General features: G+C 37.2%; 18 protein-coding genes. 3 read left to right on the top strand and 15 right to left on the bottom strand.

What is annotated here, in order from left to right; translation table 11 throughout:
• Window positions 1-18: 18 nt before the first annotated feature.
• The 3 genes from BN1068_RS03740 to BN1068_RS03730 all read right to left on the bottom strand — a co-directional run bounded on the left by BN1068_RS03740 (window position 19) and on the right by BN1068_RS03730 (window position 2,531).
• A complete protein-coding gene (locus BN1068_RS03740) occupies window positions 19-420 on the bottom strand; it encodes a TroA family protein (RefSeq protein WP_077601477.1) in 402 nt (133 codons plus the stop codon).
• Between the two features lie 176 nt (window positions 421-596).
• Complete coding sequence (locus BN1068_RS03735) at window positions 597-1,256, bottom strand: NAD(P)-dependent oxidoreductase (RefSeq protein ID WP_077601476.1); 660 nt, start codon at window positions 1,254-1,256, stop codon at window positions 597-599.
• 87 nt (window positions 1,257-1,343) lie between these two features.
• Window positions 1,344-2,531 (bottom strand): MFS transporter, encoded by a 1,188-nt coding sequence (locus BN1068_RS03730; protein WP_077601475.1) that lies wholly within the window; start codon window positions 2,529-2,531, stop codon window positions 1,344-1,346.
• Between the two features lie 223 nt (window positions 2,532-2,754).
• Between BN1068_RS03730 and BN1068_RS03725 the strand changes: the two genes are divergently transcribed.
• Window positions 2,755-3,096, top strand: a complete 342-nt coding sequence (locus BN1068_RS03725; RefSeq protein ID WP_077601474.1) for a MerR family transcriptional regulator — start codon at window positions 2,755-2,757, stop codon at window positions 3,094-3,096.
• 107 nt (window positions 3,097-3,203) lie between these two features.
• Here BN1068_RS03725 and BN1068_RS03720 read toward each other — a convergent pair whose 3' ends face one another.
• The 10 genes from BN1068_RS03720 to BN1068_RS03675 form a co-directional block, all read right to left on the bottom strand.
• Window positions 3,204-3,572, bottom strand: coding sequence for a hypothetical protein (locus tag BN1068_RS03720; RefSeq protein ID WP_077601473.1), 369 nt, complete (start codon window positions 3,570-3,572; stop codon window positions 3,204-3,206).
• Between the two features lie 66 nt (window positions 3,573-3,638).
• Window positions 3,639-4,160 (bottom strand): hypothetical protein, encoded by a 522-nt coding sequence (locus BN1068_RS03715; protein ID WP_077601472.1) that lies wholly within the window; start codon window positions 4,158-4,160, stop codon window positions 3,639-3,641.
• A gap of 73 nt (window positions 4,161-4,233) precedes the next feature.
• The gene (locus BN1068_RS03710) at window positions 4,234-4,917 is read right to left on the bottom strand and encodes an ABC transporter permease (RefSeq protein ID WP_077601471.1); all 684 of its coding nucleotides are present in this window, start codon (window positions 4,915-4,917) and stop codon (window positions 4,234-4,236) included.
• 86 nt (window positions 4,918-5,003) lie between these two features.
• On the bottom strand, window positions 5,004-5,693 hold the full coding sequence (locus BN1068_RS03705) for an ABC transporter permease (protein WP_077601470.1): 690 nt from the start codon (window positions 5,691-5,693) through the stop codon (window positions 5,004-5,006).
• A complete protein-coding gene (locus tag BN1068_RS03700) occupies window positions 5,686-6,606 on the bottom strand; it encodes an ATP-binding cassette domain-containing protein (protein ID WP_077601469.1) in 921 nt (306 codons plus the stop codon). Before BN1068_RS03700 ends, BN1068_RS03705 begins: the two co-directional genes overlap by 8 nt.
• Window positions 6,607-6,728: 122 nt before the next feature.
• Window positions 6,729-7,670 carry a sensor histidine kinase gene (locus tag BN1068_RS03695; protein ID WP_077601468.1) on the bottom strand — a complete coding sequence of 314 codons (942 nt, stop codon included), beginning with the start codon at window positions 7,668-7,670 and terminating at the stop codon, window positions 6,729-6,731.
• Window positions 7,671-7,706: 36 nt separating this feature from the next.
• Window positions 7,707-8,396, bottom strand: coding sequence for a response regulator transcription factor (locus BN1068_RS03690; RefSeq protein WP_077601467.1), 690 nt, complete (start codon window positions 8,394-8,396; stop codon window positions 7,707-7,709).
• A gap of 247 nt (window positions 8,397-8,643) precedes the next feature.
• The gene (locus BN1068_RS03685) at window positions 8,644-10,053 is read right to left on the bottom strand and encodes an MDR family MFS transporter (protein WP_077601466.1); all 1,410 of its coding nucleotides are present in this window, start codon (window positions 10,051-10,053) and stop codon (window positions 8,644-8,646) included.
• A gap of 148 nt (window positions 10,054-10,201) precedes the next feature.
• Window positions 10,202-10,669 (bottom strand): MarR family transcriptional regulator, encoded by a 468-nt coding sequence (locus BN1068_RS03680; protein WP_077601465.1) that lies wholly within the window; start codon window positions 10,667-10,669, stop codon window positions 10,202-10,204.
• A gap of 238 nt (window positions 10,670-10,907) precedes the next feature.
• The gene (locus BN1068_RS03675; protein WP_077601464.1) at window positions 10,908-12,134 is read right to left on the bottom strand and encodes a CynX/NimT family MFS transporter; all 1,227 of its coding nucleotides are present in this window, start codon (window positions 12,132-12,134) and stop codon (window positions 10,908-10,910) included.
• Between the two features lie 371 nt (window positions 12,135-12,505).
• On the opposite strand from BN1068_RS03675, the gene BN1068_RS03670 reads away from it, so the two are divergent.
• Entirely contained in the window at window positions 12,506-13,789 is a 1,284-nt protein-coding gene (locus BN1068_RS03670; RefSeq protein ID WP_175637055.1) for an N-acetylmuramoyl-L-alanine amidase, read from the top strand.
• A 62-nt stretch (window positions 13,790-13,851) separates the two neighbouring features.
• Here the strand turns inward: BN1068_RS03670 and BN1068_RS03665 are convergent, their stop codons facing one another.
• Together BN1068_RS03665 and BN1068_RS03660 are read right to left on the bottom strand one after the other, a co-directional pair.
• Window positions 13,852-14,631 carry a TatD family hydrolase gene (locus tag BN1068_RS03665; RefSeq protein ID WP_077601462.1) on the bottom strand — a complete coding sequence of 260 codons (780 nt, stop codon included), beginning with the start codon at window positions 14,629-14,631 and terminating at the stop codon, window positions 13,852-13,854.
• Between the two features lie 21 nt (window positions 14,632-14,652).
• On the bottom strand, window positions 14,653-15,603 hold the full coding sequence (locus tag BN1068_RS03660) for a threo-3-hydroxy-L-aspartate ammonia-lyase (protein WP_077601461.1): 951 nt from the start codon (window positions 15,601-15,603) through the stop codon (window positions 14,653-14,655).
• A 281-nt stretch (window positions 15,604-15,884) separates the two neighbouring features.
• On the opposite strand from BN1068_RS03660, the gene BN1068_RS23915 reads away from it, so the two are divergent.
• Window positions 15,885-16,349 carry a glycine zipper domain-containing protein gene (locus BN1068_RS23915; protein ID WP_254846693.1) on the top strand — a complete coding sequence of 155 codons (465 nt, stop codon included), beginning with the start codon at window positions 15,885-15,887 and terminating at the stop codon, window positions 16,347-16,349.
• Window positions 16,350-16,376: the final 27 nt, after the last annotated feature.

Raw genomic sequence — 16,376 nt, 5'->3', positions numbered from 1 at the left:
TAAATTTGTCCCCATATATCATTTCGAGCACAAAGACAGGATATGACCTGCTTCATGCAGTTGTAATCGAATCATGTGTGGAGCATAAATAATCCATTGCATCCAGTTTAGAAAAAATACGCGTTTTTGGCGAATAGCTGGATATTGCTGCCATGCAGGAAGTGTTCGCGTCCAATTCTCAGCTATCCTCTTATCTTCTGACGTTTCTACGGCAATACATAAATTGTCTGCCTCGTATTCAGACAGTTCTTCGGGGGAAATCTCTCTCCAGACAAACCCAGTACCGGCAGAATTCTTCTCCACTTCTCTCGCCATTTTCAAAGGTGGTTCAAGCATCTTTGCCAACAATTTTGCTGTACTTTCTTCAATAACTTTGCTGGTACAGGTTATAATAATTACTTTTTCTTGTATATTTTCCATGAAGATTCATCCTTCTTTGTTATCAGCTTGTAAACAAAAGCTATAAATCGGAGTATAAACCTTCAGGCGGACCGGAAGACAAGAGAAAGCCTCAAGGTTATTTTAAAGGATAATTGTGTATAAAAATTAATAAATGACTATTAATCGGATCGATTTTGATATCGCCATTTTCATTCTTACTCGTCACCCGAAATAAGGTATATCCCTTCCCACCTTTCTTTTACCGCATCACAAACTGCTGTTGCAAAATCCTCATAACTGATACTTTTCTTCAAAAAATCCATCTCATCTATTTGAACTTTCCACCTTTTATAAGCTCCGGCACGTAATCCATCAGGAAGATAAGCTGGCGGCGGAATCAAGTAAGCCCACGATTCAGATGAAGGCAGCTCTGTTAAATAATCATATAATTTTGCATGAGCTCTCCCTCTGGGTAAGGTGCGTTCTGGAAAAGCGGTATCCTGCCAAAATCGTTTTCCATTGTTCATTTCCAGACTCCCTGCTCCTCCAACTGTAATAATCAGTGGATTCTTTCTGCCGGCAGCTGCTTTTCGAATTCGTTTGTCGAGGTCAACCAATGCGGTTGCAGGAATATCTCCACGCATACGAATCGCATTAACAATTACATCCGCTTCATTTGCAGCCCGGCTTAAACTGGAGATATCATTTATATCCACAACCTTAGTTTGAAAAGGATGTTTTGTTTTCGGCAGCCTTGAAATATCCTCAGCCTGCCGTAATGCTGCAATAACTTCAATATGCTCATATTTGGATAATTGCTGTAAGACTGAGACACCTGTTCGTCCGGTTGCCCCTAGAATAAATACCTTTGCCATCAACGCTCAACTCCTTGGAATAGAATTTTTCTGGTTTAAAACATTTTAAATTACATACTAAATAGAATTAACGCCTCTTTTTTAAAATTAGGATTGATCAGTTTTTATACAAAACGATATGATCAAACTGACTCCAAGCAGTATAGCCAGGCATACAAAAGCCATCCCGTAATTTGTAATCTGCAGTAAAAATACAGCAGCCATCGGCCCAAGACTCGCACCGACAAATAAAATAAAGGTGTAAAGCGAAACAGCTGCTCCATGATTTTTCCCGCCAAGCTGACCGACTAAAGAGATAAGTGTTGGAACGGTCAATGCAATTCCAGCTACAAAAATGATACTCATAATAACTAAAAACACGAAATTAGAGCTGATTCCAGTGATTAATAAGCCCAGCACTGCAATAATGAGAGCTGTCCGTAAAATTTTCATTAGGCCAAATCGGCTGGTCAGCTTTCCTGCAAATGGAGCAAATAACATGCCAATGATTCCAATTATCCGGACATACAGAATACCGTCTGTACGTATTGCGAATTCTTCCATTAAATACTCACCGAGAATCGTATAAAATGCCACGAAAGTAAGTAATAAAGTGACGGCAATACTATACACCTGAATCAAACGCTTATCCATTAATAAACGGAAAAATTGGGTGAACATAAACTTCAAATTACTATTTTCCTGCCTGACTGCTGTCTTTGGCAGCAGAAACAGAACCAGCAGCGCTGTTACGAAATAAATCCCTCCAAAATAATAAAAAACACTTTGCCAATTAAATTGCTGGCTAATATAGCTGCTGAATATTTGGCCGACGATTGCTGAGATTAAAAAGCTGGAGCTGATAAAGCCAATGGCGGTCACCCTTTTTTCCAGCGGAAATTTATCTACTGCATAAGCGATAGCCACTGGCGCAAAACTCGCTGCTGTAAACCCTTGAAAAGAACGCCAGACAATCACCCAAGCTAAAGAACTGACAATAGGCAGTATAAAAGTCACTGCCGTCAATATAGCTAAGCCTGCTAACATGACCTGCTTTCTGCCATAACGGTCAGATAAGGGGCCGGTAAATAAACACCCTATTGCATAGCAAAGAGAGAATGCGCTTCCCGTCCAGGCTGCATTTGTCATACCAGTGTGTAAATCTTCACTGAATATCGGCATTAACGGAATGGTTAAATAATTGCTTGCTACTATTACTAACCCACACCAGAACAAAATAGCTGTTAATAAGGAATACTTCGGCTGTGAGTTACTATTTTCATTACTAAAATCCATAACTGATCTCCTTTGCGAAACTTATTTTCTTTATTTGTAATTTATTTATATAGATTGTAATTTAGTTACAATAATAAGTCAAGAGATAATTTGTAGACTACCTACTTTTATTGTAAAATAGTTACAAGAATAATAAATCTGATGAGTGAATAAGACCGTTTTTTTTCGTCAAGGATATGCAATGCTGACAACAATACTTTAAGTAACGTTAGGAGAATGAGAAATGAATGAGGATGCGCAAAAATTAAATGCCTTGTTGGACTTTGATTTATTAAAAAAATTAGTAGTAGGAATTGGAGAAGTATCCGAAATTACTGGTATTCCAACCCGTAAAATCCGTTATTGGGAAGAAAAAGGAGCTATACAATCTGAAACCAATACAGAAGGATCAACACGGAGATACAATTATTTAAATGTGAAAAAAATGCTGCTTATCCAGGAAATGATTGACGAAGGATTCACATTGGATGCAGCGATTAAAAAGGTAAATAAACGTATGGTAACTTTAAACGAAGCGTTTCTTAAATTGGCGGATACGGTGCCGGATACAGAAGATAATGAATAAGAGGTTTTCAGCAGCTATATCGCAAGTTATTTCTTAAACTATCAATGCTTCCATTTAAACATAGGAAGGACGCAAGCTTTATCTATACTTGCGCCCTTTTTTTACATTTAGCTTTCTTTAAAAAAGCTTTCCGGCAGCGTACTAAAAATACTCCAAAGACTGATTACTGCACCGACTAATGAAACGATACTTATAAACACAGCATTAAAGCTGAATACGCCTGTCGGCACGAGAATAATAAATCCTAAGAAAAACATAGATTGATAAATGGCTGACAGAAAACGCCAAAATTTATGATTAAAAAAAGATAATAAAATTGGAGGAATAAACAAAATAACCATGATAATGATACATGCCTGAATGACTTGTGGATCATTTAATGAAAGTGTATTGATGTCCCTTTGATAATAAGCAGTGACAAACAATGTTACGACAGACACAACCAGCATTAAAAACAATAAACCTAACCTTTTCAAACATAATCCTCCCTGCACGTAAAACATTTATAATTCAGATTTTTATTTTATTTGTACTCATGCAGCTTATACGGCATCCTGTAATTTTCCTCGATAGATAGAAATCAATTCAGGTATCTGCTGAATATCCTGTGGTGTTATAAGCTCTGGTGGTTTATTAAAAGAAACAATTTCAGCTTCCATTAAAAGAGAAGCCACAAATTGAGAACAGAAGTAGGCATTCGATCTCCGAACAGGCTTGTTCAGCATTACGCCAAACAGCCCTAAAAAGTTATAGTGATAGGTGTCTTGTCTGCTTTTAAAAATTGCCAGTGCTCTCTTCAATTTCTTACTTTGTTTTGGACTGATAGCGTAAGCATAAATCGAGCAGTCCGCATTCTGAAAAAGTCCCTCTTCTGTACTTTCCTTCACAAATCCACCCCAAAATGGATTACGAAAATGCTTCCTGCCAAAGCTATATACTTCATTTAATTCCAAATCCAGAGCTAATGAAACATGGTTATATTCTGCTTTTGTATACAAGCCAATAGCTTTGGTCAGTAATGTGCCTGTATTTGTGAACAGCAGATAAATATGTTCTTGTCTCATCACTGTAAACTCCTATATTTTTATTTTTCTGTTTTTTTGAACAGGTATCTTCTTTCAAATTTTTATCTTATCGTTAAAATACATCCTTGTGCTCAATATTTCTTATTGAGAAATATGAAGTAACTACACCAATGATGGTAAGTGTCAATGGTATAACGATAAAGGAACCTATCGACAGGTCTTCGTTGCTGGCACCGAAAAAAGCGGCAATGATAATCGATGTAATAATCGTCGTTCTGACAGACTTTTTAAGCATTCCCAAAAATAGAGGAACTAAGCTGATACCACTGGCGGAAAAGTCATACAGGATTGTATTTCTAAAATGCTCTATAACCATTTGAAACGTTATGTTTCCCTCGATAAAATTCAAGCTGTTATCTAGCATCGTTAAAACAACTGTTGCAAAAATTCGTGACAGGAGTATCGAAAAAAAGGTAAAGCCTACGATAATCAACAGCTTTGAGCTAATGACTTTTTTTCTGCTGATTGGATACGTAAACATCAGAGTAATTGTTTTATCATTGAATTCTTCAATAACTAATCTTGAAATTAATACACCTGAAAAGATAATAAAAACCATTCTTGTAATACTATCAACCAGAAAGAAGAAATCTGTACTGCTCGCAGTATAAAAATCTCTGTCGACATATAACATGAAAAATAGAAATCCGGTAACGGCAAAGCAAGCTGCTAAAGAGTTGTTTATATATCGGCCAAAATTTACTTTTCTCATCTCCAAATTCATTAACTTAAGCATTCCTCTTACCTCTCTTCATATTAGTATTGGAAAATACACTGCTTCCATAATTCTTTTGAATTCCCGATCCCCATTTTTCATTAAAATTAAAGGACATCTTTCTGCTCAATATTTCTTATCGAAAAATACGTAGCAATCACGCCAATAACAGCAAATATCAACGATCTGACGAGAAAAGAGCTTATCGAAACGTCTGACAGGTCTTCATTGCTTATGCCGAAAAATACTGCAATGATAATAGAGGCAATAATTGTCGTTCTAACAGATTTTTTGAGCATCCCAAAAAATAAAGAGACTAAGCTAATACCGCTGAAAGATAGGTCATAGATGATTGTATTTCTAAAATATTCTGTGATCATCTGAATCGTAATCTCTCCATCGATAAAATGCAGGCTGTTGTTTAGCATATATAGGATAGCTGCTACAATAATTCTTGATGCGAGTATGAAGAAAAAGGTAGAGCATATGATAATCAATAGCTTCGAAATAATAATCTTTTTTCTGCTAATCGGATACGTAAACATCAAAGAAATTGTTTTATCGTGGTATTCTTCAATAATCAGTCTCGAAATTAATACACCTGCAAATACAATAAAAATCATTCTTGTGCTGTCAACGACGAAGAAAAAATCCGAAATGGTGTTAGCAAGATCATTTCTATCAGCATACAGCGAAAAGAATAACATTCCGGTAAAAACAAAGCATGCCGCTATAGCACCCAGGATATAACGCCAGAAATTTATTTTTCTTATTTCTAAATGAATTAATTTAAGCATTTTTTCCGCCTCCAATTAAGGACAGGAAATAGTCCTCTAGTGAAGCCGTCTTTGTATTGATGGATGTAATAGAAATATCATTCTCCATTAACTTTTTATATATCTGGTTTTGCGACATTCCTGTTTCATATATTCTTATTTTGTTCGTATCCAGTACTTTGAAATTTTTTATATTTAGCTCTGAATCAATAATATATACTACTTTCTGAGCATCACCGGTTTCTATTTCAATATACTCCGCATTATTTTCTCTAATCGAATCCATGGAGACCTCTTCTACCAAATATCCATTATTCATGACACCTATTGTATCAGCGATTTGCTCTATTTCTGCTAAAATATGACTTGAAATAAGGATTGTTATACCATATTCTTTGTTTAGCATTTCAAGTAGATTTCTAATTTCTATAATTCCGACTGGATCCAGTCCATTAACAGGCTCATCCAATATCAGCAGCTCTGGCTTCGTAATAATTGCTCTGGCAATCCCGAGCCGCTGCTTCATACCCAGCGAGAAATTTTTAACTGCTTTATTATCTATGTTTTTCAGATTGACAAGGTCTAGAGCTGTTTTGATATCTTGTTTATTGTGATAACCCATATATTCGCAATGCAAATCCAGGTTATCCTTCGCGGTTAGCTTCTCATAAAATATCGGGTATTCAATAATCGCATTCATTCTTTTAAATAATTCATAAGAAGTGTTTGTCAGCGTTTCATTAAAAACTTCGATTGCCCCCCGGCTTGGCTTTAATAGATTCAAAATCATTTTCATGACCGTGGTTTTTCCGGCTCCATTTGGACCCAATAAACCGTAAATTTCTCCTTTTTTAATATTCATGTTGATACTGGAAACAACATTCTCTCCATTGAAAGATTTTCCTAAATCATGTGTCCTTAAAATATATTCCACAATATGTCCTCCTCTGCTTTGCAAATTTCTATATTTCTAATGGTAAACGTTAAAATTATCTTTTTTCTTAACGAAGTCTTACGAATTTCTTAAGTTTGCAAAGTGCAGGACAGGAGCGGCTTTCAGCCAGTTTGTGAAGCCAATTTCTTTAATTTCACGGTAAATACCGTTTTCTCATAGGGGTCGCTGGATAATAATATATCGCCTTCCATACCTTCTACTAATCTTTTCGTAATAGTAAGACCCAGCCCGCTTCCTTGATACAGCTTATTCCGTGAGTCCTCAAGCGTATAGAGCCTTTCAAAAACACTTTCTTTCTTCATTTCGTCAATGCCCTTTCCCTTGTCCCAAATGTCAATATAGGCAAATGCTTCGTCCTGTTTTAAGGTTAAACCGACGACACCGCCATCATTTCCATATTTGATGGCATTGGATATCAAATTCCTGAGTATTCGGTCAAGTGCCTCTTCGTTTCCGGCCGCATAGATAGTTTCATCCGGAATATTAACAGAAACATCTAATCCCTGATTGGTTAATATTTCATAGAACTCTAAAATACTCTTTCTGCATGCCTCATTAATATTTATCTTTTCAAGCGGTATCTCCTTATCACCGGATTCCAATTTTGCCAAATCAAAAAATGTATTGATTAATGTCAGAAGCTCTATCGACTTTTCATGTGCCTTGTGAACTTCTTTTTCCAGCTCCTTTTGAATAGACCTATTCGATTGGATGATTTCTAAATAACCCACAATAACCGTCAGCGGAGTTTTCAAATCATGTGATATATTTGAAATCATTTTCCGGATAGATTCTTCCTTTTTCGTATAGTCAGCCAATATTTTCTGGTTATGGTTTAAAAGATTATTAATCCCAACCAGTAAATGAATAAGCTCCTTATCATCGGTAAAAACGAGAAGATTCTCACTTGTTCTTTCAGTAATAATCCTATCTAATTTTTCATACATATATTTTATTTGTTTATCTCTTGCTGTCTTTGATCTATATTGAAAAATAATTATGCCTGTTAAAATCACGATAATCATAATGAAGAAGTAAACCATATTTATCTGCCCCTTTTACTATTTTAACTGATTCGGTTATTCGCCCAGCTTATAGCCAATCCCCCAAATAGTTATAATATAATCAGGTTTTGCAGGGTTGTCCTCTATTTTCTCTCTCAGCCTTCTGATATGAACATTAATCACATTCTCATCGCCGAAATAATCATTATTCCAGACTGTCGTATATATTTGGGCCTTTGTAAAAACATTATTAGGGTGCTTGAGAAATAATTTTAAGATATCAAATTCCTTTGATGTCAGTTTAATTTCCTTGCCGTTTTTCTGAACAGAATAATTATTAATATCAATAGTTAAAGCTTTATAATGAACCACATTCTCTTCCTTTTTTGCTTCCGAATAACTGGTAGCACGCCGAAGCGCTGATTTTACTCTGGCAGAAAGCTCTATCATGGAAAAAGGCTTTGCTATGTAATCATCTGCGCCAAGCTCAAGGCCTAAAACCTTCTCGACATCCGTGTCCTTGGCAGAAACAATAAGTATTGGCACGGAGCTGTCTCTTCTAATTTGCTTCATTACTTCAATACCATTTAATTTAGGCATCATAATATCAAGAATGATTAAATCAAATGTAGCGTTTTGAAATTTTTGCATTCCCTCTTCCCCTTCAAAAGCAGTAACCACCTTGTAACCCTCTTTTTCTAAGTAATCCTGTATCATTTCGCTTACGGATAGATCATCTTCTACGATTAAAATTTTATTGTTCAACAGAATGTCCTCCCCAAATATATACTTATCCATTTCAATCTGGTTTTCTTGATAACTGCTATTTTTGATTGTGGGTAATTAGTATGTCTGCATAAATTTTAACACATTATCCATTCAACTTTCGTACCTTAAAAAATAACTTGCTTATCATCATAAAGACAGGTATTGATTGTTTCTTCCATATAATTCTTGTGATAATTAACAAATAAGGGCTAGAACCCGTCTTAAATTCTACCCCCTTTACTTACTATCCAGTCTTTTTATGTGTGAGAAACAGACCTGGAATAAAAATTACCGCCAGCACAATGGCAGACACTAAAAATCCTGCATGATAACCTTTTAAACTATTGATAACTGTTGACTGTAATCCTTGCGTGACAGCTACGACAACGGTTGAGATAAGAGCTGAACCGAAGCTTGAACCAAGGTTTTCAATAATATTAATACCAACACCTGCTTCTAGAAGCTGCCTGCTGTCAAGCCCCGTGTAAGCATCACTCGTCAACGGAAGCATAACACCTCCGACACCAGAGCCCCGGATAAACAATACAATGGAAATCCAGACCATACTCGTTTTATCTGTGATAAAGATAAGCGGGACAGAGCCGATAAGGGAAATAACAAGGCTGACCATAACGACATACTTTGCACCGATCCTGTCAATCATTTTTCCAATCAGCGGCCGGGTAACGAGCATCCCGACACCTTGAGGGATTAAAGCAAGTGCTGCCTCAATTGGCGTGAAGTCACGGAAATTCTGAAAGAACAACGGAAGAATCAGCATTGGTCCCATGATAGCAATATTCGCCAGGAACAAACCGACGCTTGATGCCAGAAAGCTTTTGTGTGCAAACAAATTCAGCGGAAGTACCGTTTGATTTTTTCTGAAATGATTATATATCACGTAAATCAGGGCCAGGAAAAAGCCAATCGTCATACACAGAATGGTTTCGCTATTATTAAATGATGCATGATCCGCTGCTTTCGTAATTCCGTAAATCAGCGCTACACTCATAACCGATAAATCGATAATCCCAAAAACATCGAGTTTGCTATCTTTGTTAAATGGTTTGAAGTTAGGAATAGCTTTCATCATAAGCGGTGCAGCAATCAAAACGACGAAGACATTAATAAAGAAAATCCAATGCCATGATGCACCGTGAACGATAAAGCCTCCGATAACAGGCCCCAGGATTGGGCCGAGAATCATCGGTGTACTGACAATGGCCATAACTTTGCCCACGTTTTCCGGGCCTGCTGTTTTAACCAGGAGTGTCATCATAAGTGTCGTAATAACCCCGGCGCTAAATCCTTGAAGTAAACGGAAGAAAATGAAGCTCATAACGTCCCAGCTTATTCCAATAAAAACAGAGATCACTCCAAAAGCAATCACCGCACCGATGAAAATTTTCTTCCCATTAAACTTGTTCATCAGCCATCCGGATACCGGAACTGCAATTGCTAGTGCTAAAACATAACCGGTAATGGACCATTGAATAATATCTAATGTCGTATTGAAATCCTTAATTAATTGGTCAATGGCGATGTTCACCATCGTTGAGTCAAGCATGGGAGCAATTGCTCCAAGCGCAATAGCCCAGGCAGCGGCAAGCATTTCCTTTGGTAAGCCCTGGTTCTCTATATTGTCTTTTGACATATTATTCTCCTTCTCGCGACATTTTTGTTTCCTTGTCACCAAAAAAGATAACATTATTTTGTTTCCTAGTCAACAAAATAAAACCAATAAAAAAGACAGTTCCTTCTCAAAGGTCTGCCTGTAAGTTCATTATTTTGAATGGATCTAATTAATTTATTGTTAATCCCTGTTTTTTTATTTCTTCATCCAAGTGACTGCTATACTTTTCTACAAAATGCAGTACACCTTCAAACTGTTCGTCTGTTATTTGTTCAAATATGACTTTATCCCGTTCACGAAACTCTTTGTGTAAATCCTCGTGAATTCTAAAAATTTCTTTTCCCTGCGGAGTAAGCTTAAAATAGATTTCTTTTTTATTATCCGGCTTTTGATAGCTCTCAATAAGTTTCTTTGTCATAAGTTTTTTCGTTAATTTACTTATAGCTCCTCTCGTCATATAAAGAGACTTTGCCAGCTCTCTCACATTAGAATCTACATTTTTTTCAATAGATTCAATACAGTGGACTTCAGAAGGAGTATGTCCTTTAAGCCTGTCTTCCATTTTATACTTATTAATCCAAACCATCTTGTTAAATAAGTCCCTGAAATTCGTTATAAGCTGTTCTTCTTTATTCATGGAATATCCTCCCGCTTATTGGTACATCAATCATATTATATCGTGTTTTTGTTTCCTGTTCAACGATGGTAAAGCGGAGGTCTTATTACAGCTTATAGAATTTTTAACGCATACTTTAAAACAAAAACAGTCCCATTTGCTTTATCTCAAGACAAATGAAACTGTTTTTTGATTCATTAAAATAATCTGCTGTGTATGTTTTGTCACAAGCACTTCATTGCACAGCTAAAGGGTTCGTTTACACATACTTATTCCTTCCAGCGCCCAGTCCTGCTATCGTCATCAATATACAAACTGCAATGATAGCCATAATCGGCGCACTCCATGCATGTGTAATATCAAATAACAAACCGATAAATAATGGCCCGATTGCAGCAAAAATATATCCGACAGATTGCGCCATTCCAGACAGAGCGCCTGCCTGCTGCCCATTACGTGCCCGCATACCAAGCATAGCCAGGGACAGACTGATAGCACCACCGAAAGTAACTCCAATCAATGTTACCCAGACAAAAATCAATGGCAGCGGTCCGCCGATTAAAAGACCGATAAATCCAATTGTTGCGCCGCCGCCAATTCCCAGTACAATCCCCTGCTGATTGGAGAATTTTTCTGCCAGTACCGGTGCCAAAAAGGTTGAAGGCAATCCGACAAACTGCACATAAGCGATTATCCATCCGGCAGCTGAAACAGAAAATCCAAAGCTTTGCATTATTTCCGGCAGCCACGATACCATTACATAGAATATGAATGATTGCAATCCCATAAATAAGGTGACCTGCCAGGCTAATGGAGATTTCCATAAGCTGCTGTCATTAAAAGGTTTACTGCTTAACTGGACTTGTTCCTCTTTAGGCACAGGATTTTGTCTGACAATTACAACCCAGATAACTATTCCCACTACAGCCAGCAGCGCCCAGGATAATAAAGCTAATTCCCACCCCAGGCCTGCATTTTTTGCAAGCGGAACAGAAAGCCCTGAAGCAGTAGCTGCAAATATTGCCATAGATGTAGAATACACACTGGTCATCCGGCCGACTCTATGCGGGAATTTTTCCTTAATAACTGCCGGCAGCAGTACATTCATCACTGCGATGCCAACACCAATAATGGCTGTACCGATAAATAATGTTGGCGTATACGGGACCGATCTGACGCCGATTCCGGCAAATAGAAGGATCAGACCCAATAGGACAGCTTTTTCATTTCCCAGCCGTCTGCCGAGCTTCGGAGCAAGGGGTGATACAAGAGCAAATGCTATCAGCGGTAAACTGGTAATCGTTCCTGCACTCCAATTTTCCAGACCTATCTGATCACGAATCGTTCCTAACAGTGGTCCAACAGAAGTAATCGCCGGTCTTAAATTAAAACCAATTACAATAATAGCAATTAAATATAGCATTCTCTTATTGGAGGTTACTTCTTCAACCCCACTGCTTTTTAATTTACCTTTATTTTCCTCCATCTCATACCTTCTTTTCTATTAACCGTATCCTTTATCATAGAAAAAGATACGGAAATATTTTTAATAATACAATATATGTTATGGTATTGTGCAGCCTATTGTCAAGATACGAATTTTTATGATTAATAGGGTTGATTTTCTTCATTAGTATATTCGTTTACCTTTCATTAAAGTATTATTCTCCTTTTCGTATAACCTGGCTGTTCTCCACTATGAACCATGTAATCTTATCTTGAAGTTTCCTTATCATTACAATTACAGTCTCCTACTCTAAAACTCAAATTCTAAGAAATTTGCATGAAATGTATATTAATAGAATTTATTGGCAAGCCTGTCAATATAACAAACTATTAATTGGAGGTATATCCAATATGAAGTACAACATAACGATAGGCATTGCTTTTCTTATCTGCCTATTTGTTCTTTTACCAACAGTTCATGCAGACAACGGAAAAACGTATAAGGTAGATTCTGAAAAAATAGAGTTAATGAATGAGCCTGCTAAAGACGCAGCTGTTCTCGGTGAATTAGAAAAAGGCTATAAGGTCACTATTTTTGAAGATTCATATGGCTGGGGTAAAACATTTTATAACGGAGAACCCGCTTGGGTTGCCCTATATCAACTTACAGAAGTAAATAATGACATAAATAATAAGGAAGAAAATCAAGAAGCTGCACAGCTGGATGCTGAAGCACAAAATAAGGAAGCTGCAGCTGCTTCTGAAACAAGCACTGAAACAAATAAATCTATAGAAAATGGAAAATTGTACCGTATTAACGCATCTGCTGTAAATTTACGCAGTGCTCCGGATAAAAATGCAGCGGTTATTACTGTGCTAAGTAATGGCAGCCAGATTACTATCTTTCAAGAATCCTACGGCTGGGGCCAGACTTATTATAATGATGAAGAAGTATGGATTGCATTATATTTACTGGATGAAGTGAACGATTCAACAGATAATGAGGTATCAGAAGAATCAGAAACAACTGACTCACAGCAAATACCAGAGGAAAACGAAAAAGAAGAGTCAGAAGCAGAATCTGACCAAAAAGATGAGGAAACAGCAGCAGCTGCTGAATCTCAGGAAGAAAAACAAGAGGTTCAAGCAGAGCAAAACAGCGGTGCTCCTTTAGCCGGTTACCATTTTGTTATTGACCCGGGACATGGCGGAAAAGACCCCGGTGCGATCGGATCAGAAATATATGAAAAAACGTTAACACTGGTCTCAGCGAAAAGATTAGAGCAAAAATTGCATGATAAAGGGGCTTCTGTAACGTTTACCAGGGCAGATGATACCTATATTTCCTTAGGACAACGGGCTGTGATTAGTAATTCGACGGATGCAGATGCCTTTATCAGCCTGCACTATAATTCATCAGAGGATCCGGATGCACGCGGGGTCGAAACCTTTTACAACGAGGCGAGCAGTCTTGCCAATTCCGTCCAGACATCACTAATGAATCACGTTGATCTCATTAATCGCGGGGCAAAACAGGCAGGTTTTCAGGTGTTAAAAGAAAATAAACACCCTGCTATATTAATTGAGCTTGGTTTCATAAGCAATCCAGACGAACAGAAGCTTGTGCAGACGGATAGTTATCAGGAAAATGCAGCAAATGGCATTGTTGAGGGATTAGAAGCATACTTCAATTAAATATCGAATCATTCTAAGGTAAAAGTGCAAATTAAACGCACTTTTCCTTAGAATGCAATTTTTTATACAAATCTATTTAATGAATTTTTTAACTGATAGAAATTAGTCGTATTAGCATAAACCTGCTGTCGAACTTTATCAAAAGACAATTGCTTTATCTCAGCTATTTTCTTTAAAACATCCATAATCATATTTGGATGTGTCATCTGATTTTGAAAAGGTTCTTCAAATTCCCAGGGCCCATCTGTTTCTGCCATGATAAACTCTAACGGATATTGTTTAATGATTGACTGGATTTCTTCTTCATACCAGCAATCAGGTGTTATGGAAATCAAATATTGATTGTTTATCATACGTTCCATAGTAGCCTTATCTCCTTTAAACCAATGGAAATGAGCTTTTTTTACCTTATATTTTTCAAGGAGATCACAGATTACAGAGGCATCTTCGTAAACAGCATGCAATACAATCGGTAAATCATATTTTTGGGCAGCTTGTACAAATCGCTCCAATATCGCATGATAAGGAGTAACATCCAGTGAGGCTTCTTTGCGTTTTTTATAATATGGAAGTCCTACTTCCCCAATAGCGACAATATCTTGAAATCTTTGATCAATCGTTTGTATAATATTGTCGATTTCCCGCGCAGATGGCAGATCCTGTTCTGGATGCCAGCCAAAAGCAGGGTAAACAAACGGGTATGTTTGTGCTAATTGCCACACCCTTTGACAGCTCGCCAAATCACTGGAAACAGCTATCATTCCATCTATTTTAAGCGAATTAATTAACAGCTGCTGGTCATTCGGCTCATACCAATCCAAATGAATATGTGCATCAATCATCCTGCGCACCTCTCCATCCAATTAGTCTCTGATATCCTTAAATAAGTCTCCGGCTTTCCTGACATCAACATTTCCTCCGCTTAAAACAACGCCCATTCTCTTCCCTTTAACAGGAAGTTTCTTATATGCTGCTAAAGCGACAGCTCCAGATGGTTCGACAACAATTTTTAATCTCGTCCAAAGAAAGTACATCGCAGCTTTTATCTCCTCTTCGGAAACCGTTATAAAATCATCAACATTTTCCTTAATGAAAGGAAAGGTTATTTTCCCTAATGAAGGCGAGTTTAACCCGTCAGCTATGGAGTTTGGATTCTCAATGGATTGTAATTTTCCAGCCCTGAATGACCTCGTGGCATCGTCAGATACAGCAGGTTCAACTCCTATTACCTTACTTTCAGGCAACAGATGTTTTGCAGAAATTGCGCAGCCACTTAACAGTCCGCCACCACCACAAGGGACCAGCAGATAATCCAGCTCGCCTACCTCTTCTATGAGCTCTTTAGCAACGGTACCTTGTCCGGCTATAATGGACTCTGCGTCAAAAGGCCGGATTAACGTATAGCCAAATTCATCTATCAGCCCTTGAGCTATTTCTTCCCTGGATTCTGTCCCGCGATTATATGTTACTATAGTTGCGCCATAATCTCTGACAGCTGCCGTTTTAACCTGTGGGGCATCCTCCGGCATGACGACCGTAGCAGGTATATCAAGTATTTTGCAGGTCAAAGCGGTAGCCATTGCATGATTTCCAGAGGAATAAGCAATTACCCCCTTATTCTTCTCTTCCTGCGAAAGGGAGCTGATGGTATTATAGGCACCACGGAATTTAAAAGCACCCATCCGCTGGAAATTTTCACATTTAAGAAAAATTTGGTTTCCGGTTAATTCATTCAGGAGTGTGGAAGTGAGAACTGGCGTTTTATGTGCAATACCTTCTATCCGTTTGGCTGCTTCTACTATTTTTTCATACATTTTTGATTTCTCTCCTTTTGTGTTTATGTTAACGTGTTCATTTTGAAGAAGTATTTTTATTTTTATCTTAAATAAATTTTCTTTATGAAATCTATTCTATCACTTATTTCTTACATAAAAAATTATAATTCACATATAGTCAAAATTTTAAAATAAATTTGCATCATTTACTTCCTTTGCATATAATTGTATAAAATAATGCGCTTCTGTAATAGAAAAGCCGACATAGAATCTGAGGATTTCTTATTTAAAATACGGGCAAAATGTGAGGGAGGTTACCTATGATGGTAAGTCAACGAGCTGATAAGCTTACCACTAAAATTGAGGATCTAAGAAACAGCCTGGGGGAAAAAATTGCCGCAAAACTGGAATTGGATAAATGTAACCGGCTGGTTCAAAGGTTACATAAACTCTCGTCCGAATGCGAAAAATGTTACCAGTACTTTATTGATTTTGAAAAACATATAACAGAACTGACAGATAAGTCAGATCAACTTACCAAAAATGATTTTAAGCAGCACAGCCAGAAGCTTGAAAATATTAGTGCTCATCTTCTGAAAGAGCATAAATTAGTCTCGAAAGATTATTATTTGAGCATATATATGTCCTTGGGATTAAGCATAGGTCTCATTTTTGGGCTGTTATTCGATAATCTTGCATTAGGTTTGCCAATTGGCTTAGGTATTGGAGTTGCCATCGGGGCAGGTCTTGATGCAGATGTTAAGAAAAAAGGAAAAACACTATAGTTTGCATCTAAAATTCCAGAGAGTTAA

This window comes from Oceanobacillus sojae (genome assembly GCF_900162665.1).
Lineage (GTDB): Bacteria > Bacillota > Bacilli > Bacillales > Amphibacillaceae > Oceanobacillus > Oceanobacillus sojae_A.
The sequence above is the reverse complement of the archived record's forward strand: the minus strand, read 5'-3'. Positions and strand labels throughout refer to the sequence as shown.